General features: G+C 63.7%; 17 protein-coding genes and 1 tRNA gene. 5 read left to right on the forward strand and 13 right to left on the reverse strand.

Features of this window, described 5'->3' with window-relative positions; all coding sequences use genetic code 11:
- Positions 1 to 7: 7 nt before the first annotated feature.
- Together Ga0102493_RS13570 and ftsE are read right to left on the reverse strand one after the other, a co-directional pair.
- The gene (locus Ga0102493_RS13570; RefSeq protein ID WP_034906722.1) at positions 8 to 937 is read right to left on the reverse strand and encodes a cell division protein FtsX; all 930 of its coding nucleotides are present in this window, start codon (positions 935 to 937) and stop codon (positions 8 to 10) included.
- Complete coding sequence (gene ftsE, locus Ga0102493_RS13575) at positions 934 to 1,692, reverse strand: cell division ATP-binding protein FtsE (RefSeq protein ID WP_034906721.1); 759 nt, start codon at positions 1,690 to 1,692, stop codon at positions 934 to 936. Before ftsE ends, Ga0102493_RS13570 begins: the two co-directional genes overlap by 4 nt.
- A 157-nt stretch (positions 1,693 to 1,849) precedes the next feature.
- Here ftsE and Ga0102493_RS16640 point away from each other — a divergent pair, with 157 nt between their 5' ends.
- Positions 1,850 to 3,082, forward strand: a complete 1,233-nt coding sequence (locus tag Ga0102493_RS16640; protein ID WP_069297557.1) for an MJ0042-type zinc finger domain-containing protein — start codon at positions 1,850 to 1,852, stop codon at positions 3,080 to 3,082.
- Positions 3,083 to 3,563: 481 nt separating this feature from the next.
- Positions 3,564 to 3,650 (forward strand) — tRNA-Leu (locus Ga0102493_RS13590).
- 201 nt (positions 3,651 to 3,851) lie between these two features.
- Here Ga0102493_RS13590 and Ga0102493_RS13595 read toward each other — a convergent pair.
- Genes Ga0102493_RS13595 through Ga0102493_RS13605 form a run of 3 tightly spaced genes read right to left on the reverse strand, consistent with a single transcriptional unit; the run spans position 3,852 to position 8,285 of the window.
- Positions 3,852 to 5,114, reverse strand: coding sequence for a hypothetical protein (locus tag Ga0102493_RS13595; protein WP_034906718.1), 1,263 nt, complete (start codon positions 5,112 to 5,114; stop codon positions 3,852 to 3,854).
- Complete coding sequence (locus Ga0102493_RS13600) at positions 5,111 to 5,929, reverse strand: outer membrane lipoprotein-sorting protein (protein ID WP_051698465.1); 819 nt, start codon at positions 5,927 to 5,929, stop codon at positions 5,111 to 5,113. Before Ga0102493_RS13600 ends, Ga0102493_RS13595 begins: the two co-directional genes overlap by 4 nt.
- Positions 5,922 to 8,285 (reverse strand): efflux RND transporter permease subunit, encoded by a 2,364-nt coding sequence (locus tag Ga0102493_RS13605; RefSeq protein WP_161490071.1) that lies wholly within the window; start codon positions 8,283 to 8,285, stop codon positions 5,922 to 5,924. The genes Ga0102493_RS13600 and Ga0102493_RS13605 overlap by 8 nt, the downstream gene beginning before the upstream one ends.
- 379 nt (positions 8,286 to 8,664) lie before the next feature.
- Here Ga0102493_RS13605 and Ga0102493_RS13610 point away from each other — a divergent pair, with 379 nt between their 5' ends.
- A complete protein-coding gene (locus Ga0102493_RS13610) occupies positions 8,665 to 9,303 on the forward strand; it encodes an ECF-type sigma factor (RefSeq protein ID WP_051698461.1) in 639 nt (212 codons plus the stop codon).
- A 27-nt stretch (positions 9,304 to 9,330) separates the two neighbouring features.
- On the opposite strand, the gene Ga0102493_RS13615 is transcribed toward Ga0102493_RS13610, so the two are convergent.
- The 3 genes from Ga0102493_RS13615 to Ga0102493_RS16020 form a co-directional block, all read right to left on the reverse strand.
- Positions 9,331 to 11,562 carry a serine/threonine-protein kinase gene (locus Ga0102493_RS13615; RefSeq protein WP_161490072.1) on the reverse strand — a complete coding sequence of 744 codons (2,232 nt, stop codon included), beginning with the start codon at positions 11,560 to 11,562 and terminating at the stop codon, positions 9,331 to 9,333.
- 913 nt (positions 11,563 to 12,475) lie between these two features.
- Positions 12,476 to 14,620 (reverse strand): TonB-dependent receptor, encoded by a 2,145-nt coding sequence (locus Ga0102493_RS13620; RefSeq protein WP_034906713.1) that lies wholly within the window; start codon positions 14,618 to 14,620, stop codon positions 12,476 to 12,478.
- A gap of 75 nt (positions 14,621 to 14,695) precedes the next feature.
- Entirely contained in the window at positions 14,696 to 15,139 is a 444-nt protein-coding gene (locus tag Ga0102493_RS16020; RefSeq protein WP_150132486.1) for a DUF2946 family protein, read from the reverse strand.
- 95 nt (positions 15,140 to 15,234) lie between these two features.
- Between Ga0102493_RS16020 and Ga0102493_RS16025 the strand changes: the two genes are divergently transcribed.
- On the forward strand, positions 15,235 to 15,600 hold the full coding sequence (locus tag Ga0102493_RS16025) for a hypothetical protein (protein WP_150132487.1): 366 nt from the start codon (positions 15,235 to 15,237) through the stop codon (positions 15,598 to 15,600).
- Between the two features lie 9 nt (positions 15,601 to 15,609).
- Here Ga0102493_RS16025 and Ga0102493_RS13630 read toward each other — a convergent pair whose 3' ends face one another.
- From Ga0102493_RS13630 to Ga0102493_RS13660, 5 genes are all read right to left on the reverse strand, one after another.
- Positions 15,610 to 15,969, reverse strand: a complete 360-nt coding sequence (locus Ga0102493_RS13630; RefSeq protein WP_236922343.1) for a pseudoazurin — start codon at positions 15,967 to 15,969, stop codon at positions 15,610 to 15,612.
- 181 nt (positions 15,970 to 16,150) lie between these two features.
- Positions 16,151 to 18,352, reverse strand: coding sequence for a catalase/peroxidase HPI (gene katG / locus Ga0102493_RS13635; RefSeq protein ID WP_199796954.1), 2,202 nt, complete (start codon positions 18,350 to 18,352; stop codon positions 16,151 to 16,153).
- 461 nt (positions 18,353 to 18,813) lie between these two features.
- A complete protein-coding gene (locus Ga0102493_RS13640; RefSeq protein ID WP_034906708.1) occupies positions 18,814 to 19,281 on the reverse strand; it encodes a hypothetical protein in 468 nt (155 codons plus the stop codon).
- A gap of 210 nt (positions 19,282 to 19,491) precedes the next feature.
- A protein-coding gene (locus Ga0102493_RS15810) for an IS5 family transposase (RefSeq protein WP_150132387.1) occupies positions 19,492 to 20,252 on the reverse strand; the annotation gives its coding sequence in 2 pieces (ribosomal slippage) (positions 19,492 to 19,919 and positions 19,919 to 20,252; 762 coding nt in all).
- Between the two features lie 648 nt (positions 20,253 to 20,900).
- Positions 20,901 to 21,362, reverse strand: coding sequence for a hypothetical protein (locus Ga0102493_RS13660; protein WP_051697717.1), 462 nt, complete (start codon positions 21,360 to 21,362; stop codon positions 20,901 to 20,903).
- 239 nt (positions 21,363 to 21,601) lie between these two features.
- Between Ga0102493_RS13660 and Ga0102493_RS16030 the strand changes: the two genes are divergently transcribed.
- Entirely contained in the window at positions 21,602 to 22,120 is a 519-nt protein-coding gene (locus Ga0102493_RS16030; protein WP_150132488.1) for a hypothetical protein, read from the forward strand.
- Positions 22,121 to 22,370: the final 250 nt, after the last annotated feature.

The following is a 22,370-nucleotide window of genomic DNA, read 5'->3' on the forward strand; positions in this document are numbered from 1 at the left end:
GCCGCGCTCAAAGCATTTTCCTGAGGGCGAAGGCAATGGTGATCCGCCCGGTGAGCGCCGCGAGCGCGATCGCGATCACCGGGACGGCGCCGATCACCGCCCAGTCTCTGAGGCCGAGTGCCCCGCCCGCCACCATGCCGCTGTCAAGCCCTGCGAATTGCCGACCCAGAGCGAGAACGGCAATTCCGCCCAGCGCCGTGCCGACCAGCGCACCAAACGCCGCATCGCGGATCACTGCGCGCTGGAAAATGCGGGTCACCTGACCGTCGGTGCCGCCGAGCAGGTGCACGATCTCGACCGTCTCGCGGTGATTGGCGAAGGCACTGCGGGCCGCGAGCCAGACCGCGGCGGCGGTGGCAAAGGCGACCAGCGCGATCAGCGCGAGCGCGAGATATTGCAGCGCCGCGAGTGCATCGTAGACCGGCCGCAGCCATTCGGACTGCGCATCGACCCGCGCGCCCTCCACCTCACCCTCGAGCGCGCGCGACAGCGCCGCGATCTCCTGCGTATCGGCCGTCCGAATGAGTTCGACGTCGATCAGCGCCGGGATCGGTACTTCGCCGCTTGCCGCGCCATCGCCCAGCCAGGGCTCCAGCAGTTCGACCAGTTCCGCGCGCGGGACCACCCGGACCGATCGCACCAGGCTCTCGCCCGCAAGGATTTCGGCCGCGCGCGCGGCCTTGGCCTCGCGCAAGGCCGGATCGGCCTCGATCACCTGCACGGTCACCGCGCCGGACAGGTCGGCGCGGGCGTTGGCAGCGAGATTGCCGAGCGCGAGGCCCCCGGCAGCCGCGATCACGACGAGCGCGGTGAGCAGCGCGATCACCCATGGCATCGCCCCGCCGAAACGGCTCGACGGGACGAGGCTCGCCGCGAGCCGCGAGCCGATCGGCGCGGCCATGCGCGAAGGCTTTTCGGCGAGCGGCGGCGCGCTCATGGCGCGGGTTCCGGCGAAGCGCGGCCACCCGGCTCGCTCCCGCCCGGCCGCGGCGGAAAGCGCAGCGCGCCGGTCGGATCGGACAAGCGCCCCTTGTGGAGCCGCATGATGAGCGAATCCGGCACTTTCTTGAGCAGGTGGACATCGTGGGTCGCGACGATGACGGTGGTGCCGATCCTGTTGTTGAGCGCCTCGAACAGGCGCAGCAGCTTGAGCGCCATTTCGGGATCGACATTGCCCGTCGGCTCGTCGGCGATCAGCATCTGCGGGCGCGCAATCACGGCGCGGGCAATCGCGACGCGCTGCTGTTCGCCCCCGGACAGGCTCGGCGGGCACGCCTGAGCGCGTTGCGCAAGGCCGACCCATTCGAGCATTTCCGACACCGATTTCCTCACCCGCACCTCCTCGGTTCCCGCCAGCCGCAGCGGCAGGGCGACATTGTCGAAGGCGGAAAGATGATCGACGAGGCGGAAGTTCTGGAACACCACGCCGAGCCTGCGGCGGAAGTCGGGCAGGCGTCCGCGCGGCAGGGTGACCATGTCCTTGCCGAACATCCGGATCGCCCCGCGCGAGGGGCGCTGGGAGAGATAGAGCAGCTTCAGAAGACTCGTCTTGCCCGCACCGCTGGCTCCGGTGAGAAAGTAGAAGCTGCCGGGGTAGAGCGTGAAGCTGAGGTCGCTGAGGACTTCCGGATCGGTGCCGTAGCGCAGCCCGACATTATCGAACTTAACGATCTCGCCCGGCTTGTCGGTCATCGCGCGGCTCTATCAGTGGGGCCTGTGGGGGGGAAGTGCATCTTGCCCCCTTCTCGCCCATATAAGGCGCATCGATGTGGAAAAAAGCGCGGATATCCGGCTCTTCGAGGGTGCTGCCCTTGTGCTGGCGAAGCGGCGCGATAAGGCATAGGTGACCATGATAATATCCTGCCCCGCCTGCGCTACCCGCTATGCCGTGCCGGAAACCGCGATCGGACCGGAAGGCCGGACCGTGCGCTGCGCGAAGTGCAAACACAGCTGGTTCCAGGAACCCTCGCCCGAAGCGGCAGTCCGCCCCCGCCCAGAACGCGCCGAACGGCCGATGGCGCAGGAACCGGAACAGAGCCGGGCGAGCGAGGCAGGCGATAAGGACGCTGGCGGGGCCTCCGCGACCGGGAGCTCTGCATCCCCGGCCCCCGCGCGGGACGAAAGTGGCGAAGCGGCGCGCCCCGGCATCAGCCACTGGCGCAGCTCGGACGATATCGTGTCCGGCCCGAACGCCCCGGATGTGGATGGGGGAAACCAGCAGAATCCGGCACCGGGAACTGGCAACATCGAAGGGAGCATAGCCCTGCGGGCCCTGCGCCGCGGTCTCGGCTCTTCGCAGCAAGACGAACCGGCCGAGGAAAATGCCAGGATCAGCCGCGACGGGCCCGCCTCCTGGCCCTCTCGTCCCGCTGTGCCGGCAGACCAGCCGAAGGATAGAGGCGAGCGGGCCGCAGGGCCGCCGATCGATCCCGCAGCCGATCCACTGGCCGGGGAAGCCGGGCACGGCAGCGCATTAGCGGACGAGGATGAGGCAGGAACCGGCGGGGCTCCTCCCGCGGCCTTGGGCGAAGCGGAGGATGCGTCCGGAGACGGTTCGCTCAAGGGCGAATATTCTCAGGAAGAATACGGGGACGAGGAACATCAGGACGCGGACGAAGTCTCGCAGTTCGAATATCGCGCTCCCTTCACCGCGCGGCGCAACCCGGCGAAGATGTGGACCCTGGCTGTCGTCGTCTTCGGCCTGCTTGCTGGCGGAACGGCGGTCGCAGTGAACCTCTACGGCCTTCCCGAATTCGCTCCCTTCAGCCGTCCGACCTTCGGGATCGGCAAGCCCGACCTCGCGCTCGCCTTCGACCCCGCCGAACAGCGGATCGAGACGCTCGAAAGCGGCGAGCGGATCTATCGCGTGCGCGGGACGATCAGCAATGAGGGTCGCGAAAGCTTGCATGTCCCCGACCTGCTGATCGTCTTCCGCGACCAGACCGACCGGCCGATCAAGGATTGGGTCGTGGTCCCCACCAAGCGCGAGCTCGCCCCGGGCGAAATGCTCAACGTGACCGAGGCGATTGCCGAAGTGCCGCCGGCCGCGCGATACGCCGAAATCGGCTGGGCACCGGGCTGATCGCCGCAACGCACTTTTCAGCTGAATTCGATCCAGATCGTTCCCTGAGCGTCGGCCCGTCGCTGGCGGGCCATTGCGCCGCCTTGCCGATCGTCCCGGACGGCCTCGACCTCGCGTTTGAAATCAATCGCCGCGGGGCGCACCACCCTAACGGTGGCGCTGCTTGCTACCCCCACGGACTCCCGCGCCGGCCGCGCGGCAAGGCCCGAAGGTGACACCTGCACCGACTGGGCGGCCAGGAGAAGGCCGGAGGCAAGGCTCAGGGCAGCGCTCACCCGACATGGTTGCCAAATCCCTAATGCCGCTCGCAAGGTCCGCATGAGGGGCAGTCCCGCCAAGGGACAGGCCGGCAGCCTGCCCTTTCGCGCCCCTCTCGCAGGTGTGCTGCAAGAGCCGCCTCAAAGTGCTTGCGCCGCGTCACCCCCCTTGCTAGGGGCGCGCTCCTACCGAGGGGTGCCAGCAACGGCCCCCTGACATGAGTGCGGTCGTGGCGGAACTGGTAGACGCGCAACGTTGAGGTCGTTGTGGGCTAACGCCCGTGGAAGTTCGAGTCTTCTCGACCGCACCACTTTTTGAAAACCCCAGAATTCTGGGAATTTTTCGCCCCCCGGTTCCGGACAGACGAGAACTTTTTGGTCCAGACCTCCGTAGGGCTGCCGCGGCAAGCCGATCCATTTTTTCAATGCCGTTCATGGTCTCACCATGCGAGACATCGACGACTGAGGAGCAACGCTCTCCTGTTGCACGGGATAATCGCCCGATCGTAACATCAAAGCGCGAAGCGAATGCCGCCGAGGATCCTCGAGCCTTCCGAAAACTGTCCGAAGATGCCGCGCGACGTGCCGTAGAAGATGTCGCCGCCGAGGAAGAGCGCGAAACGGTCGTCGAGCCGGCGCGACAATTCGAGGCGGACGAGGCCATCGCCGTCGCTCAGCGAATTGAGCCATTCGGCCCGCAGAGCGTGCCGGTTGTCATCGAAGTCCTTCTGGATCCGCAGGGTCGAGATCACATCGGTACGAGGTCGGACGAGTTCGCGGTCGGACGTGACGTGGTCGGCGATCAGCTGGACGTTGACATAGGTGTCCCACGGACCGGAAAAATCCGCCCCCAGCCCGCCGACGATGCGATCGACCTCGGCGACTTCGCTGCCGAGCGAGCCTGCCACGACGAAGCGGGCATCGGGCGTCCATGCGGCCTCCAGCCTGCCCACGACCGCGCCGAACTGGCGCACGAATTCGAGCCCGATCGTATGCCTGCGCGGATGTCGCAGCTCGATCTGGCGACCATCGAAAACGGGAACCCCGTCCTGGTCGATGCCGCGCACGAAGGAGACGCGCAGGTCACTCGCGTCGAGCCGGTAGGAAACGCGTGCGCCGATGGTGGCATCGCCGACGAGGTCGCCGCGATCTTCCCTCTGGATAGGGGGCAGGGGGCCGGCGGGCTGGAGCCCTGCAAGAAAGCGCGGGGCCTGCGGGAAGAAGGCCGCGCCGGGCTCGGCCAGCTGGTTCACGGTCGGATCGGGTGCGAAAACGAGGTCGAGATCGACCCTGCCGACAATCGCCTGCACCCGCGCGGCCCATATCGCGATGCGGTCGGGTCGGGGATCGCGCGCGAGCCCTTCGGTCAGGCGCGCCGGACTGACCGTATCGACCACCCGCGCGCCGTCGATCGATCCCCATGCGATCTCCTGCTTGCCAAGCCTGAATTCGAGCGCCCCGGCAGGTATCGCGAGGTAGAATTCATCGAGTTCAATGCGGAAATCATCGCCTTTGACGAGCGGTGCGGATATCGGGGAAAAGCCGCTGCGCGAACCTGTCCCGGTTTCGGACCCAGCGGCCTCGATCCGGAGCGATGCAACCAGTTCCAAGCCGGGGCCGAGCGAGCTGATCGTCTCGGGCTCGATCAGCAGACTGGCCTTGGCGAGCCCGTCCTCGTCGGCCGCCGCGACGAGCGTGCCATCGACCGTCTGCGCGCTCGCGCCCGCCGCCGCGAGGCCCAGCGCAAGGGCGCAGGATGCGGCGGCGACCCTCACGGCATCCGACCGGCCGCGCGGTCGAGCCGCGCCGGGTCGAACAGCCTTTCGTTCGCCCCCGATGCCCGGGCGAGCCCAGACACCGTCACCTTGGTCGAGCGGCCGGTGCGGTGATTGGTCACGGTGAAATCCGTCGCCGTCCACGATGCGCCGACCTTTTCAAGATCGCTCACCGCAATGGTCTTGAGCTTCCTGCCTGCCGGATCGGTGAAGGCGATCTTGCGCGGGAACCAGGTCGCCGGGTCGACTTCGGCGGTGAAGCCGCCATAGCCGATCTCGCGCGCCGTCTTCGCATCGCGCGCCTTGCCCTTGAGGATGTATCGCCCATTGGCCGCGCGGCCTGCGGAGGAGAAGGTGTAATCGGCAAGGCCGAAGATGAAGCTGTCCTTGACGTCGCCATAGGACAATTCGGTTCCCATGAAACTGTCCGCCCGGTCGGATGCCGGCACGCGGCGGGTGCGGCTGGTGGCGGGCAGGTAGAGCCAGGTCTCGTCGGTCCTGTCTGCGGCCTTGTGATCATAGCTGAGGAAGGATGTCCCGCGGATGCTGGCGGGCGTGTCGAAGGCGAGCAGCAGGCGGTGGGTCGCCTTGCTTTCGGTGCGCAGCATCTTCGCCGCGCGCGTGCGCGAGCGGCCCTTGTCGCGCATCGTGAACGTGATCGTGCCCTTGCGCGGGTCGGCATTGGGCCGCTCGGCGATGTTTCGCGCGATCTCATCGCCCGTCATGGCCTTCTGCGCCAATGCGGCGAGCGGGAGGGACAGGGCGGTTGCCGCCGAAACGGCGATCAGCGCAAGCCTGCGCAGGGTCCTATGCATTGGACGAACTCCATTTGCGTGAGGTGATGGAAGCGATTGCGGGAACGAGGACGAGCGCGCCGAACAGGCTGCCTATCGCGGCAAAGGCGATCAGCACGCCGAACCAGCGCAGCACCGGCGTTTCACTCAGCGCAACGACCGTAAAGCCCGCGCCGAGGCTCACCGCGCTGAAGAAGCAGGCCCGCATGACGGTGACGTAATTGCCCGAAAGCGCGGCGATGAGGTCGTCCCCGCGCGCGATCCTGCTGCGCAGTTCCTGGACGAGGTGGATTCCGAAATCGACGCCGAGCCCGGCGGCAATCGCGGCGCACATGCTGGTCGCGGGGGCAAGGTCGATCCCGGCAAGGCCCATCGCGGCATAGAGCAGCGCGATGCCCGAAAGCACCGGGAGCATCGCGACCAGCGCCGGGCCGAAGCCGCGCAGCAGCACGAAGGTCGCGGCCCACACCATCAGCACCGCCGCACCGATGGTGAAGGGGTGGCTCGCCTTTAGCGAATCCATCCAGCCGTCATTGACCGCCATCCGGCCGCTGAGCGAAGCCTCGAGTCCGCTTTCGCGCGACCAGTCCTCGACGATGGTGCCGACCTCCTGGATCACCGGCTTTGTCGATGAATATTCCCCGTTTTCAAGGTAGCCGCGCACCATTGCAAAGCGCCTCGTGAAATCGAGCTGGGCGTCGAAATCGCCGGGGTCGCCGCTCGCCTCGTAAAGGAACATGTATTGCGCGGGCGCATCCCTCCTGTCGGGCAGCGCGCCCGGGGGAGCGGCGTTGAGCCGTTCGTGCATCAGGCCGATCGCGTCGCCGTAACTCGTCACCTTGCCGATTGCGGGAATGGCTTCGAGCCGCTGCTGGAGCGCGACGATGTCGCGCACGGCCCCGGCGGTGAGCAGCGCCTCTTCCTCGCCGCTGTCGATCACGACATCGAGGATGTTGCCGCCCGAGAAGCGCTCGGCGATGAGGTCGTCGGCGACCAGCACATCGTCGCCGGGGGTGAAGTAGTTGCGCCGCTCGTAATCGAATTCGACCTGCGAGGCGGCGATGATCGCGCCGCCCACCACCACCGCTGACAGCGCAAGGGCCGCGGCGGGACGCAGCGCGCTCCATTGCGCGATCCGGGAGAGCAGGCCGTCGAGCCGCCGCGCGCGGACCACCGCCGGCGGCAGGTCGGCAAGGCGCATCTGGATGAGCGGCAGCACGGTCAGGCTGAGCACGCAGGCGACCATCACGCCGACCGCGCCCACGAGCCCGAAATCGGCGATCGGCTTCATCGGCGATCCGATCGCAAGCCCGGAAAAGCCGAGCGCGGTCGTCACGCTGGTCAGGACGATCGGCAGCGCCACCTTGTCGATGGCGGCCTTCATTGCCTGCGCGCGCGTGCCCTTCGGCGCCTGCGCGCGGGCGCGCTGGTAGGCGAGGGTTAAGTGGATGCTGTCGGCAACGGCAATCGCCATCACCACGACGGGCAGGGCCGTGGTGATGAGGTAGTATTTCGACCCGAAAAGGCCGATCGCCCCGACCGCACTGAGGGCCGAGCCGATCACGACCACGATCGGACCGATGATTGCCCGCGCGCGCCGCAACGCCAACAGCAGGAACAGGCCGATCACCACGAAGGCGGCGGGAAGGAAGATCCGCGTGTCGCCCGCGATGTGCTCGGCCAGCCGCGCGTTCATCGTCGCCACGCCCGACTGGTGCACGCTCACCCCCGGTGGCGCGAGGTCCTGCGCGAGATCGCGCATCGCGGCGGTCACCTCTTCGGCACGGTTGGGATCGGTGACGGGGACGATCACCATCAGCGCGTCCTCGTTTTCCGAAACGAGCGTCCGGGCGAGCGCCGGCATCTGCCGGTAGAGTTCGAGCGAGGCCTGCGGGTCGACTGCGTAAGGGTCGATGATTTCGGGCGCTTCGAGATCGCCTGCAGCCGTGGCAAGAATCGCATTTTCCGATCCGATGCTGATGACGCCCGGCTCCACGCCCTCGAGCGCGGCGACCTCGTCGGTGAAGCGGTCGACCGCAGCGAGAGTCGGCGCGTTGAAGGCGCTGGTGCCCGGCTCCTCGGCGAACACCACGATCGCCGGGTCTTCCAGTCCGAAGGTTTCGCGTGCCAGTTCGCGCGCCTGCCACGCCGGGTGATCGTGGCTCACGAAGGCATCGACCGAGGGATCGCGCTCGAGCCAGGCGAGGCCCGCAGCGAACAGGGCGACCGGCAGCAGGCCGATGAATGTCGTCAGCCACGGCAGGTCGACGATCATCCCCGACAGGGTCGGCCATTCGATCTCGGGGAACCCCGCGTCCATGATCGCGCTCCGCCGGGCATCGAGGCGTGCTTCGTCGGGGCGGTCCGGATCGGGCATCTGCATTCCTCCAACACTGCTGCTCGCCGGCCCTGCTCCGCCTGCCGCGGAATGGCAGGTGCGGCGGCAAGGCAGGCCCAATTGCCACGAGCACGCAGTCCGATGACCTGCGCGATGTCCCGGAGGCCTGTGCAGGATCGCCCGCCAAGCGCGCGCTCACATTGAAAGACGCAATCGCGCGGCAAATCCGGACAAATTTTCTTGCCAACCGGGGGTTTTGCGGACAAGTTTATGGCGCAAAATAAGAAATTCCCGCCGTGTTCCGCAAAACCGGCAGCGGTTGGGCACTGCTGTGGGGGTCTCGCCGCAAGGGTGTGCCCCTGCGAGGCAATCATCGACATTGCGCGGGCTTGGCGGTGGGAGCCGTTCGCTCCGCGCCATGCCGCGATGCGAAAAGGGACTGGCGACCTTGCTAGACGTGCAATCGGGCGAATTCGGATCAGGCCGGGCGAGCGACGGCGAAGACTTCGCCGGGTTGGCCGCCTATGCCTCGGACGAGCGGGAGCGCGCCGAAGCCCTTATCGCCGAACACTACGACACGCTCATCGGCATTGCCCGCGCCAAGCGCCGCCGCAACGGCCTCAACGACACCTTGAGCACCGTCGACCTGCTGCACGAAGCCTATGTCCGCATCGGCGGCGAAGCGCTGTTCGACGATGGCGCGCATTTCATTCGGGCAGCCAACCTTGCGATGCGCCACGTCATCATCGACCACGCGCGGCGCAAGCTGGCGGGGAAGCGCGGCGGGGGGCAAGGCGCCGTGACGCTCGACGAGCATTCGCCACTGTTCCCCGAATTCTCCGAAACGCCCGAGGAGCTGGTTGGCATTGCCCAGTTGCTGCGCGCTCTGGAGGCGTGCAACCCGCGCTGGCTCAAGGTGGTGGATGCGCGCTATTTCGGCGGCATGACCGAGGATGAGACCGCCAGTGTCCTAGGCGTGTCCGCGCGCACCATCCGCCGCGACTGGAGCGAGGCGCGCGAATGGCTGGCCGAGAGAATGGGACTCGCTGCGGGATGACCGGGAGCGCCTGACCGGGGGCGGCGGCTATTGGCCGCCCGCGCGCCGCTCGGCTTCGGCCGCGACCCAGGCTTCGGCCTGCGCCAGCCGCCAGGCATTGGGCATCCCGCGCTCGAGCCCCGCCTTGTTCGCGCGCGCCAGCGCCAGTTGCTTACGCGCGCCGGCGATATCGCCGCGCGTTGCCAGCAGGCGGGCCCGCGCCAGTTCGCCCATGGTCGGGGAATAGTCATTCCCGCGGGCGACGGCCTCCATTCGGGCAATCAGCGTTTCGGCGCCTGCCAGATCGCCATTGGCCACCAGCGCCGCAGCGTGAGCGCACGCGCCGTTGATCCAGCTTTTGGAGGTGTCGCTGCTGTAGCGGGCGATCATCTCCAGCCCGATGCGCGTGTCGTCCAGAGCGCCGGCACGGTCTCCGTCGGCAAGCTTCGCCTCGCCGCGCAGCATATGGGCAAAGCCGGTCATCACATTCTCGCCGATGGCCTCGCGCATCGTGCCGAGCACGATGTCGGCTTGCTTGCACGAGGCTGCGGACCGGTCCGCGAAATAGAGCTCGCTCGCTGCCAGGTTCACCCGCGCGGTGCCGAGATTGGCCTGATCGGCCAGCGGATTGGCCGCATCCGTGTTCACCGCTTCGCGATAGGCGGAAGTCGCGCCGACCCGGTCTCCGACGCCAAGGCGCGCACTGCCCAGCTGGTTCCAAAGGAACGCCCGGTAATGCGGCGCATCTTCGGTCTCCAGCGCGGCTTCGATCACATCGATGACGCGCTGCTGTGCTTCTGGCTTGTTGTTGGAACCTGCAAGAGCGCTGACGACCTGAACATGGTTGATCGAATTGGCATCGAAATTGTCGGACATTTCGCGGTCCAGCTCTTCAAGAATGGCGATTGCCTTTTCGCTCTGACCCGTTTCATCGTATGAACTTGCAAGGAAAACCCGTGCCAGATCGACCAGTCCTTCGGGGCCGTAGCCTTCGGAAATCCATGGCTCGAGAACCTCGATCGCCCTGCGCTCGTCCCGCCGCAGGGCAAAATGCATCCCCACCGCGTAGCTGATCGCCGCCGCGGTTCCGGGGGCGATGTCGCGATTGTCGTGCGCTTCGCGCCAACGCTCCATCAAGAGGCGCGATTCGCGTTCCACGTCGGCTTCGCTGGCTGTCAATCTGCGCAGCAGGTCGCCATAGGCATCCTTGGCCTCGTTCAATGCCTGGGCACGGTCGAGGAAGAATTCCGCGCGTGCCAGCTCCGTCCGGGCCTGCGCGGCTGCGGCCTCGGCCTCGCGGGCGAAATTGAGGCTCACCAGGATGCCTCCCACCAGCGCCGTAACGAAGGCCGCCGCGAGTGCGCTTGCCACGGGCGCGCCGCGAACAAACTTGCGCGCGCGATAGAGCGCGCCGCCTTGCCGGGCCGCGACCGGGCGATGTTCGAGGACGGCCGCGACGTCGGCTCCCAGCGCCTCGGCCGTGGCATAGCGATCCGAAGGGAGCGCGGCGGTTGCCCGCCGGATCACGGCGAGGAGGTCGGGATCGGCGATCGCGCCGACGTCCAATCGGACGCTGCGGTCGTCATTGCGCGCCGGCACGGCGCCGGTCAGAAGCTCGTGAAGGATGCAGCCGAGCGCGAAAATGTCGGTCTCGACCGTGGGCGGCTCGCCGCGCAGCTGTTCGGGCGCGGCGGTGGCCGCGGTATAACTCCCGCTGGGCGCATCCTCGCCCTCGGCCAGCGAGGCGATGCCGAAGTCGATGAGCCGCACCGCGCCGCTGGAATCGAGCAGCACGTTCTGGGCCTTGAGATCGCGGTGCAGGACCAGCCGGCCATGGGCGTGCGACACCGCCGAACACAGGGCGACGAACAGCCTCAGGCGATCCTTGCGCGGCAGGGCCGACGCCTGCGGCATGATCGGCTCGCCGTCGACCAGTTCCATCGTCATCCACGGGCGGCCATCGTCATGGGTTCCGCCGTCGATGATCCGGGCGATGCCGGGATGGTCCATTTCCGCGAGCCGCTGCCGCTCGGCGCCGAAGCGGCCCACGCGGACGGGATCGCTGTCATGGATGAGCTTGATCGCGACTGCCTGTTCATAGACGCCGTCGGCGCGCCTTGCGCGGTAGACCTGTCCCATCCCGCCGGTCGCGAGCGGCTCTTCCACCGCCCACGGGCCGAGCCGGACGCCCGTGGCCAGTGGCGGCGCCCTGCGGACCGCGCCTGCCGACGTCCGCATGAAAGTCCGTCCGCCGCCAGACGGGTTGTCCGATGTCGCCATGCGCTGCTCCGTGATCAAACACTCCAAGATTTTGTGACAAATGAGGAATTGCAACTCAAGGCCGCAAATACATTGCTGCGCCGCCGATTCCATGGCCAAACGTGGTCTGCTCGGGTGCTGAAATCGTTGGGACGTGTTCTTGCCCGATAAAGCGCGCCAGCAAAGCCGCGCACCACCGCAGCACTGCCCGATCGAATACAGGCTGCGCCGCCTCAAGCGACCACGATTCGGGCGCAAACCAGCTTGGCCACAACTACCGATCAATGTGGGTTCTTAGAGCGGGCGTCCTGACGGCAGACAGGCAGCCAACCACCCACTTCGCGACAAATCCACCTGGAAAGATACGAGAGCGGACATTCACCGAGGTCTGGCGGCTTCGCCTGCTTTCGGGAGCTGCGGGCGAAAGGGCGAATAGCCGAGATTAGGGCGAAAAACGCTCATCACTCAGGCAGCTCGGTCTGAATTCTCCAATGATTTGAGTGCCCATCTTTGTCCTCTATGGGGCACCACTTTTCAAGAATGGCGGAAAACCAGCGTTTTTGAGCACTCGGTAGAAAACGCTTGAGAATTTGGGGGCCGATGCCGGCAGCTGTCCGCCCCTAAGCTGCCGACAAAAGTTCGGTTAGCGAACGTCCGGAAAAGAGGTCGAAAGCCGACCAGCGACTTTTGGACAGTAAATTGGCAAACCAGTCAGACCTTTTTCAGGACACCCCCTACAGGCACCGTACGGCTCGGTTTGGGCGGTCACCGGTCATCCTGATCGTACGTAAGTCTGGTCAGCGACAGTCAATGGGAGGGCTGTTGCGGCGCGCAGGAATATTGCACCGCTTAGGGGCCGAGTTGCTCGTTCTCCTTCATTGCTGGCCCCTAGCGCTGCTATTGCAGACATGCCTGCCATGTGATGGGCGCTTCGTCAGAAGCGCCCGGTGAGTCGCGCCCAGACACCGCGTCCAGGACCTGGCAAGCGGTCGAACAGTGGGACGTCCGACGCCCCGAACCGGTTCCGGCCCGCAAGATGCGGCTGATAGAACTCGTCGAACAGGTTCTCCACTCCCGCCTCGAGGGCGAGCCCGTCGGCAATTCCATATCGTGCGAAAAGGCCAACGACTGCAAAGGAATCGCTTGGCTCTTCTTCATTGAATGCCGACACCTCGTTCTGGTCCGCAGCGGCGAAGAGTTCGGCGCCGAAGGAAAAGCCGTCGCCCCGGTATGCCGCCGACAGGCGCAGATTGGCGGGCGGTATTCGGTAAAGGTTGTCATCCGCATCGCGTCGCTTGCCCCTCACGAAGCTGGCCGTGCCACTGACTTCGATTCGATCGACCGGCCTTAGCGCGAAATCAAGATCGACCCCGAACAGCTCCGCGTCCACATTGCCGAAGCGAAGCGGCGTGGGATCGCCGTTCATGGAGGCGATCATCTCCACGGGGCTGTCGATCACACCGATGGTGTCGTCGAAGGGGACGCCCTGGATGAAGTCGTCGATGCGGCGGTAGAAGGCGGTCGGGCGCAGCGAGAAATCGCCCGTGTCAAGATCGAAGCCTATTTCGGCGATCCAGGCGGTTTCTGGCTCGAGATCGAGATTGCCAACGTAGATGTTGCCGTCCGCAAGACCAAAGCTCGCCTCTGTCGGCAGCCAACCGAACCTCTCAAGGAGGCTTGCCACGCGCTCCTTCCGGGCAAGCGTCATGCGCGGCGTGATGTCACCGAGCGGGAACCATGTCCGAAGAACCGCGTCCATGGTCGTTTGTCGCGTCTCGCGATCGGCGGCAGCGAAGGCAGCGGCGAGCCCGCGCGGCCCCATGGGCACGGCCGTTCCCACTTGCGGTGCGCCGGCCGATTGGTTCGTGCTGTCCACCCGCGCGCCAAGCTCGAACTCGACCTTGCCGGCCGCGCCGCGCCACTGGCCGAAGGCGCCGATCCGCTCCGCTTCGACATTGGGCTGCGATTCGAGAAAGAAGGCATCGTTAAACGGATTTGTGATGGTGACGAACTTGTCGGTCAGTTCGGTATCCGCTCCGATCTGGAAATAGGAATCGGGCTCGCCGAAACGCAAAGCAAGTTCTGCCGTGCTCGTATCGGCATCGGCGAATGTCGCCCGCGCACGATTGGGCGGGGCCACGGGATCGCGGGTGGTCTGATTGTCCATCAGGTGACGGATCGCGACATGTCCCAGCCTGAGCGTGAGTTGCACGTCCTGTGCAATCTCCCCTCGATAGCCCCCCTGGACGAAGTCTGTGTCGAAGAAGACGATGTCGAGAAAGAAAGGCGGGTTGCCGGTCGGGTCGGTTTCGCTGCGTCTGTATTCGAGGAAAAGCTCACCCGAACCGGTCTGAAAGCCAGCATGGGCGCCATAGAGATTACGCTCGAAGGACGTGCCGACGGCCGTGCCTCCGGGAAATTCGTAGTCCTCGCCCTCCTCCCGGCTGGCGATGACGCCGATGCGCCATTTCTCGTTCGACAGGCCGGCCATGCCGCCAAGGGCGTAGCTGTTGTCGACGCTGCGATACTGGCTGGTGAAGCGAAGGTCGGTCGACCAGCCGGCGCTCTCCGTAAAATCTGTCTCGAAAAGCTGCGCGTTGACCGCCCCGGCAAGCGAGGGTCCCTGCGAGACCGGGGCAACGCCCCGCGCCACGTCGATGCGCTCGACGAGGACGGAAGGCGCGTAATGGAAGGGCGGGTCCATCGCGTTCGGCCCGCCCGTTGCGAAGCGCTGACCGTTGACCCGTCCCAGCACTCGTTGCCCGGCGAGGCCGCGATAGGACAGTTGGCCAGACAGCGCGCCGTTGCCGAAGAACGCGCCGCCGGGCACGCGGGCGGCGATCGCAGTGGCATCGGCCGGGAGAGCGATCTGCTCGGGCATCGCGAGTTCATCAGTCGCGATCCTCTCGTCACGGCTGGCGCGCACGGCGCTCACCAAGATCGTGTCGGTGAGGATGGGATCGGCCGTCGGCCTGTCGGACTTCTCGCGCTCGTCCGTGTCCTGCGCGAGCGCGTGGTTGAGTGGGATGAATGAGAAGGAGGCGAGCAGAATCGCCCTGCCAAGCGTGTTGAATGCCATTGGTTATATCCGGAAAAAGGTGTGCGCCGTCTGCCGCTGGCAGATGGCCAGCGTCAGTGTCTGATCTCGTCGGGGTCAGGCGCTGAAGGGTGGCGCGCGCAAGGGAGGTCTGAGCCTCAGCAGGCGCTGTTCGGCACGCTCCCGATAAGCCGATGGTACCGGCGCGGCATCAACCCGAAGACGCTCCTCCTCCGGTTCGTGATCCGGTGCGAGACCCTGCGCTGTGAACCCTGCGAACGAGCAATCTCCAGCCTTCTGGCCTTTCGCAGGGTCGCCATGGGCCGGATCGGTATCGTGGCCCATGGCTGCATGCACCATGCGTTGTTCGTCGCCCATGCCACGCACGGCCATGCGCGCGATTGGATTGGTTTCAGGGCAGGCAGAAAGGCTGAACAGATGCGTCGAGGACGGCGCGATCATGTATCCGCGCGGGATCAGCATGCTGGCGATGAGCGCGAGCACCATCACCGCAAAGACCGCGAGTCTCCTCGTGGAGAAGGATGTCGAATTGGACCGCATGCGGCGCTGCGCTTAGTTCATGCGTTGGCGTTTGTCACGAACCATGGGGCTGAGGGCCTTGTGCAAGACTACTGTGGTCCAGGTCGAAAGCGGACATGACGCTTGTCGAGAAGCGCTCAATTGCCCATTCGCATGAACGTCTTCAAATCTGGCGACCGCGAAAACTCTCTACTTTCACGCGGAAAAAGAAAATGCGTCTGGGTCCATTTTGGGGCCGTTTCCAGTCGGTCTGTTGTCAGAGATGCGCACAACATCTGCCTGACCGCTCTGGTGACCACCAGGCTTGCTGGGAAAGGCTGATTCTGGGTGGTGAGCAGATGATCAATAAGCGAGAGGGCAGGCTTGGTCGACGAAGCGAATTGGGACTGATTGATCACTTTGTTGGGCCCAACAGCCAACATCTCGTTCCTCGCCCAGACCTCAACGCAAAGCTTAATGACACGCTCCTTTTGATCGGCTGACGGCGACGCTTACACTTCGGTTTCGAGCCAGATCTCCTTCCAGACGCCCGCCGCTTTTCCCGGATGCTTCACCGCTTTCGCTGCGGCGAGGTTGGCATCACGTCCCGAGCCATCCACAATCACGAGGCCCACCATTCCGAGACTTCGGTGGGGAAGGCAATGAAAGCCGTAGAAACCGGGTTTGTCGAAGGTGACGGTCACAGGCTTGCCAATGCTGCCGCGCCAGCCTTCGGCCCCTTCTGGCAGCATTCCGGGCGTCGAAAGACAGCTGTGCGAAGGATCCGCAGGCCTGAAAGTGACGGTATCGCCTGATGCAATACGCAGGATGCGGGGCGAAAAGGACATGTCACCGCCAGGGCGGCCCGTCATCTCCACGACGTGCCCTTGCGGTTGGGCGAAGAGCCGCGAACCTGACAATGCGAACGCGGCCGCGCTGCCGAGGATAGCGGCTCGTCGGTCAAGCATGTGCTGCTCCTGTTTCCTATCGGGAAAATGAAGGGACGCGCGGTGCAAGCGTAAGCGTGACCGCCGCGCGTCCAGCGCCGTTCGCTTACCGAAGATCGAAGCGGTCGAGCATCATCACCTTGTTCCACGCCTGCGCGAAGTCCTTGATGAAGCGCTCTTCGCCATCAGCATAGGCATAGACTTCCGCCACGGCGCGCAGCTCCGAATTGGAGCCGAACACCAAATCGACCTCGGTCGCCGTCCACTTTAGCTCACCGGTCTCGCGATCGCGGCCTTCGAAGACATATTCCTCGCCCTCGACCGGTGACCATTCGGTCCTCATGTCGAGCAGATTGACGAAAAAGTCGTTCGTGAGCGCCCCCGGCGTGTCGGTGAAAACGCCGTGCTTGGCACCGTCCGCATTCGCATCGAGTGCCCGCATGCCCGCGACGAGAACCGTCATCTCCGGCACGGTCAGCGTCAACAGATCCGCGCGATCGATCAGCATCTCGGTCGGCGAGAGCCGAGCGCGTTCGCTGTAGAAATTGCGGAAGCCATCGGCAGCCGGGCGCAGATATTCGAAGCTTTCGAGATCGGTCTGATCCTGCGTCGCATCGACCCGGCCAGGGCTGAATGAGACATCGATTTCATGGCCCGCAGCCTTGGCCGCCTCCTCGATTGCGACGGCACCGCCCAGCACGACGAGATCCGCGATCGATACCTTGCGACCGGTCCCCATGGCGTTGAAGTCAGCCTGGATGGCTTCCATCGCAGCGATGACCCGGGCGAGCGTTTCGGGGTCATTCACCGGCCAGTCTTTCTGGGGAGCAAGGCGAATGCGCGAACCGTTCGCGCCGCCGCGCATGTCTGTGTCGCGGTAAGTGACGGCCGCAGCCCATGCCGTGCGCACGAGATCCGATGTCGACAGTCCTGCATCTCGGATCTTGCCTTCGAGCATATCTATGTCGGACGAGGTGATCGTCCCGTAATCAGCACTTGGCAGCGGGTCCTGCCAGACGAATTGCTCATCGGGCACTTCGGAGCCGACATACCGCGCAGCCGGACCCATGTCGCGGTGAGTGAGCTTGAACCAGGCACGGGCGAAGGCGGCATCCATCGCGGCCGGATTTTCCGCCCAACGCTTGGTGATGGGGCCGTATTTGGGATCATAGCGCATCGCGAGGTCGGTCGTGAGCATCACCGGGGGGTGAAACTTCTCCGGGTCGAAAGCGTCCGGCACAAATTCGACCTGGTCGGCGTTGACCGGGATCCATTGCTTCGCGCCCGCTGGGCTGGTCGTCAGGCGCCATTCAAAGTTGTAGAGATTTTCGAGGTAGTTGCTGCTCCAAGTGTCCGGTGTCGCGGTCCACGCGCCTTCGAGGCCGCTGGTCGTGGCGTCGGGGCCAGCGCCCGTCCCGCAGGAGTTCTTCCAGCCGAAGCCCTGTGCCTCGACGCCAGCGGCTGCGGGTTCCTTTCCGATGCAGTCCTTCGAACTTGCGCCGTGGTTCTTACCGAGCGTGTGCCCACCGACGATCAGCGCAGCTGTTTCCTCGTCGTTCATGCCCATCCGGCCGAAGGTCGTGCGGATGCGCTCGCCCGATGCGAGGATGTCTGGATTGCCTTCCGGGCCTTCGGGGTTGACGTAGATGAGACCCATTTCCGAAGCCCCGAGATCCTGCTTTAATTCCTGCGGGATCGCGCCTTCATCCGCCGGGCGGCCGTTGCCATGGCTAAATCGCGAGGCTGTAAGGAACTTGCTCTCCGGGCCCCAATAGACGAGTTCCGGCTGCCAGTCGTCGGTCCTGCCGCCGGCAAAACCGAACGTCTTGAAGCCGGCCTGTTCGAGGGCGACGTTGCCCGACAGAATGATGAGGTCGGACCACGAGAGGCTGCGGCCGTATTTCTGTTTCACCGGCCACAGGAGGCGACGTGCCTTGTCGAGGTTTCCGTTGTCGGGCCAGCTATTGAGCGGCTCGAACCTGATTTGCCCGCCATCGGAGCCACCACGCCCGTCACCGGAACGATATGTCCCGGCGCTGTGCCAGGCGAGGCGGATGAAGAGGCCGGTATAGCTCCCATAGTCGGCCGGCCACCAATCCTTCGAATCCTTAAGCACTGCGGCCACATCCGCCTTGACTTCGTCCAGGTCGAGCTTCGCGAAATCCGTCGCATAATCGAAGTCTTCCCCGAGTGGGTCGGCCTTGGTTTCGTTCTGCCGGAGCCGTTCGAGGTCAACCACTTCCGGCCACCAGTCCTGAACGTCGCGCGGGGTGAGGTCGCCCGCGGCACGCACGGGCATCTGTCCCATGCCCGGCTCGTTAAAGCCGGGCGGGGTTGCATAGCTGCCGCTGGCAAGGAAAGTACCCGCCGATAGAAGCAGTGCAGATTTGAAGAAGTTGGGCATTTGACGCCTCTCCTGAGATCTTGTGAACGGATCGATCAACGACCCGCGAACTAATCGGTTTGGCCGATAAGGAAAAACCGAAAATCCCGATCACATAAATCAAGAATGGCCATGGAAACCCGACGCTTCCGAAGCCTCGTTTCCGACCAGTCCAATGTGGCCCGCCGAAACGCGCGATAATTGCAGGATGGATCAACGATTGCAGGACTATACTCTAGGGTCGAGCGCCGTGTGGCTGATCAAGGCACACGCCGGCGTCCCGTGTCGAGCCTTTCCACGGGCTTCCCCTTGGATCCGTTCGGGGCAGCCCAGACGCTGAAGGAAGCTTGGTGAAGGGGTCTGCGAACAGGCACATCCTTTCCGGTCTAGTTCTGCTCAGCCCGCTGCGAGTGAAAGAAGTCGAGCTTCCAAAGTCCGTCTTCATAAACGAGCACTGCGGACTCCAACCAGCGGACAGGCTTCGGGTCAGGGGGATTTCCTACGCTGCCGGTGTTTTCCCATTGCGACCATGCCACGTCACAACGGACCTTCGTGTCCATAGGGCCGAGGTTCCAGTTAATCTGTAGGCCGGCATCAAGAGCATCGCTTATGATATCGCCGAGCGTGATGCCCGGGAAGCGTTTGCCCACGTCGAATGCGTAGAAGGTTTCCGTGACCAGACCCCTTAGCGGCGCTTTGTCCTGCAAACGAACGGCATCGAAGAATGCATGGATTGTATCTTCGACCTGATCCCGCGCGAGCGCTGGGTCAGGACAGTCAGAAGCTTCTGCCTCGGCCGGAACTGCCAAGGTCAACGGGAGGGCGCATGCGGCAATCAAGCGAAAGAAAATCATGTTGAACAGTCGCGCCGCTTTCCAGCTGTGTCAATTTCCGCTCTCTTACCTAGAGCTTCTTTCTCTCAAGTCGCATCAGCCTGAACGGCCGAATTTCGGCGGCTTAGGTCAGGACGCTCCTCGTATCCGGCTGCCTAACCTTTACCTCAGGACTCATAACGTCCGAGATTAGCTCCTTCCGCGGAGCATGTTTTCACCTAGGGTCAGGACTCATTGCGGCAGCCAGAAGATGACGGTTGCGGCGATGCATATGGCGGACATGAACGTGTGGGCGCATCGGTCGTAACGGGTGTGGATGCGTCGCCAGTCCTTGAGTTTGCCGAACATGTTCTCGACTTTGTGGCGTTGGCGATAGAGCACCGCGTCGTGGGGGATGGGCACTTTGCGGTTCGTTTTTGACGGGATGCAGGCAGCGATACCGCGCTGTTCCAGAGCGGCGCGGAACCAGTCGGCATCGTAGCCCCGATCGGCGAGCAACGCCTCGGCCTTGGGGAAGGCTTCGATCATCAGCGCAGCCCCTTTGTAGTCGCTCATCTGCCCTTCGCTGAGCAGCATGATCAATGGCCGGCCCTTGCCATCGCAGACTGCATGCAGCTTGGAGTTCAGTCCGCCTTTGGTGCGGCCGATACGTCTGGGTAGAGCCCCTTTTTTAGCAGGCTTGCCGCCGTCCGGTGCGCCTTGAGGTGGGTGGCGTCGATCATCAGCTGATCGGGCTTTCCGCCCTTGGCGGCGAGCTGGGCAAAGATCCTGTTGAACACGCCCAGGCGGCTCCAGCGGATGAAGCGATTATAGATCGTCTTGTGCGGGCCGTAGCCGGCAGGCGCATCACGCCAGCGCAATCCATTCCTGATCACGAAGATGATACCACTCACAATCCGCCGGTCATCGACCCGTGGGATCCCATGCGACAACGGAAAATAGGGCTCAATCCGGCGCATCTGCGCCTCGCTCAACAACCACAGCCCGGACATCGGCAGCACCTCCTTGCTGCCGCTATTGAATCAATCGACTGCCGCCAGCGCAAGTGATTTAATGGGTCCTGAGCCTAAGTCCAAATTTGGGGCGTAAGCGGTCCATCCGCTTTAAACTCGTTGGGGCGCTCACGCTTTCCAAGGTTCTGCGTCCGCCCGCACCGCCTCCCCATAATCCGCCCTTCCGATCCCACCAGCTCCATAATGAGTTCGTCGGCAGCATCGCGGTCGCTGCCCTCTACAAGATAGTACGTCAGCGCCTCCAGATTATCCCGATGGAGCGCCACTTAATCTGTCGAAACAGGCAACGGTTTGAGAAGAGCTTCGACGGAATGTTTTGACAATGCGCTGCAATGTGAGAGTTTCATAGAATGTTACAACTTCCCCTTGTGAATATCCCGAGCGCAATTTACTCGCATTTTCTGCGCAGATGGCCGGGCTTGCCGAGGAGTTAAAGCGCCATGAGAGAGAATCGGCCGGTCTCGAAGACGGCAGCAATCGAGCCAATCCTGGCGCGTCTAAATTCGGAATTACTGATTCTCGATAGCGCAGGCTTCCTGTTGACCGCTGCAAAGCTCTCGGAAGCTTGCGAAACGCTAAAGCGCGAGATTGAGGCGAGACCTATTGGTTTGCCCGTGGAACCAGCTCTTAGACCGGAAGATGGCTCAAACACCGAGTCATCCTCTCATAGCCGTCAGAAGTAAGGCTCACGCGCCGAAGGCAACCTTCTGGTCCAAAATCAGTCGTTCTAATCAAGCCTGCGTTCTCGAGAGCTTTCAGCCAGCGCGAGGCCATCGTTTTTGAAGCGGCTAAACAAATGATCAGTTGATCGACGCTGACGAGCTGCTCGCGCGCCTCATGGATGTACAGATAAAGAAGCATATCCCACGGCGGCTCGCCAAAGATGCTTAGATCCTCGAACACTCGATCACGAACGCGACGAAGCTCGTAGCTTCGGACAGCTTCGTCGAGTGTGCTCCGTTCCTGCTTTTCACTATCGGCAAGACAGGAACTGGCCGTTGCCTCCTCGCCCTCGGGCGCAGATTCGACGGGGGAAAGTCTGCCGCTTTCAGTGTGCTCGAAGGGCTTCTCGGATCGGTTATTTGCCATAATCAACCTCGCCGTCGCTAGAATTCCGACGCCTTCGTAAATTGCCCGATTATGACCAGCCGGCCACTTAAGGAAATCTGCAGAATCGCCCTGTGACCTGTTTCTTTAGCTAGTGTGAACGCGGTAAAGTCTTACTCCCTACGATGTGCAGGGTAGGAACGCATCCTGCCGACAATTCACTGACTGTGCGCCTCACAGCTTGTTTGAAGTTGCCATATCGCCGCGGCGGCTCAAGCATCATGCTTCCGTTCGAGAGCGATGCAGGTAAGAGATTGGAACGGACAGGGCATGGCGCGTTCCCTCGTCCCGCGACCATCTTGTCCGACATGGCCCCGAGCGTTTTCGATCGCTTCGAATGCTGTACAGCACAGGTCTTCGCGAGCAAAATTACGACAAAAAATGGGGCCAAAAAAGGCAAGTTTGCGGATGACGCGATCCTGCTTGCAAACAGATCATGCGAAAACCCGAAACTTCGGCGGGCCACGCACATTTTCACGCTAAGGTCGTGGATCACATCATGCTTGTATCTGTCACGATGCGAACGAGTTCCAGACCTCGGGATCAATGCCAACCATTTTCAAATTTGGGTGCGACTGCATCTGTCTGAGTTTGGTTTTCTAGCGGCGGGACAACCAAAGGACTTTCTTATGTTGATCCCTCTCTTCATTATTATCCAAGGAGCTGCACTGGGCCTTGGCGTTTACGAGACCGTCAAAACCAGTCGTGAACTGGAACAGACGAGGGCCGAAAACGCCTGATCTTCCGCAAGTGAGGATCGAAGGGCGGCCGGGGTCTCCAACCTCGGCCGCCACCTTCACGCCCAACGGAGGGCATCAAAACTGCCCGAGGCTCTGCTCCTACGTGGCAGAAACTTCGGGCTCCAACCAAAGAACACAAACCAAACCGTAAGGTAGCTCTAAAGCTTGCCCTGATAGCGGGCCGATAGGTGTGCCACGCCACCGCTTGCAAGCGGCTTCTTTGCTGACGACCCCGTTCCGACCATCCGGT

Origin of the sequence: Erythrobacter litoralis (assembly GCF_001719165.1) — a bacterium.
Lineage (GTDB): Bacteria > Pseudomonadota > Alphaproteobacteria > Sphingomonadales > Sphingomonadaceae > Erythrobacter > Erythrobacter litoralis.

What these genes read in the sequence shown, in the direction of transcription:
- Ga0102493_RS13620 (WP_034906713.1), bottom strand. Translation starts at nt 14,620, where the DNA reads ATGGCATTCAACACGCTTGGCAGGGCGATTCTGCTCGCCTCCTTCTCA.
- Ga0102493_RS16025 (WP_150132487.1), top strand. Translation starts at nt 15,235, where the DNA reads ATGACGCTTGTCGAGAAGCGCTCAATTGCCCATTCGCATGAACGTCTT.
- katG (WP_199796954.1), bottom strand. Translation starts at nt 18,352, where the DNA reads ATGGGACAGATGCCCGTGCGTGCCGCGGGCGACCTCACCCCGCGCGAC.
- Ga0102493_RS13640 (WP_034906708.1), bottom strand. Translation starts at nt 19,281, where the DNA reads ATGATTTTCTTTCGCTTGATTGCCGCATGCGCCCTCCCGTTGACCTTG.
- Ga0102493_RS13600 (WP_051698465.1), bottom strand. Translation starts at nt 5,929, where the DNA reads ATGCATAGGACCCTGCGCAGGCTTGCGCTGATCGCCGTTTCGGCGGCA.
- Ga0102493_RS16030 (WP_150132488.1), top strand. Translation starts at nt 21,602, where the DNA reads ATGCTTCCGTTCGAGAGCGATGCAGGTAAGAGATTGGAACGGACAGGG.
- ftsE (WP_034906721.1), bottom strand. Translation starts at nt 1,692, where the DNA reads ATGACCGACAAGCCGGGCGAGATCGTTAAGTTCGATAATGTCGGGCTG.
- Ga0102493_RS13615 (WP_161490072.1), bottom strand. Translation starts at nt 11,562, where the DNA reads ATGGCGACATCGGACAACCCGTCTGGCGGCGGACGGACTTTCATGCGG.
- Ga0102493_RS16020 (WP_150132486.1), bottom strand. Translation starts at nt 15,139, where the DNA reads ATGCGGTCCAATTCGACATCCTTCTCCACGAGGAGACTCGCGGTCTTT.
- Ga0102493_RS13630 (WP_236922343.1), bottom strand. Translation starts at nt 15,969, where the DNA reads ATGACGGGCCGCCCTGGCGGTGACATGTCCTTTTCGCCCCGCATCCTG.
- Ga0102493_RS13605 (WP_161490071.1), bottom strand. Translation starts at nt 8,285, where the DNA reads ATGCCCGATCCGGACCGCCCCGACGAAGCACGCCTCGATGCCCGGCGG.
- Ga0102493_RS13660 (WP_051697717.1), bottom strand. Translation starts at nt 21,362, where the DNA reads ATGGCAAATAACCGATCCGAGAAGCCCTTCGAGCACACTGAAAGCGGC.
- Ga0102493_RS13610 (WP_051698461.1), top strand. Translation starts at nt 8,665, where the DNA reads ATGCCGCGATGCGAAAAGGGACTGGCGACCTTGCTAGACGTGCAATCG.
- Ga0102493_RS13570 (WP_034906722.1), bottom strand. Translation starts at nt 937, where the DNA reads ATGAGCGCGCCGCCGCTCGCCGAAAAGCCTTCGCGCATGGCCGCGCCG.
- Ga0102493_RS16640 (WP_069297557.1), top strand. Translation starts at nt 1,850, where the DNA reads ATGATAATATCCTGCCCCGCCTGCGCTACCCGCTATGCCGTGCCGGAA.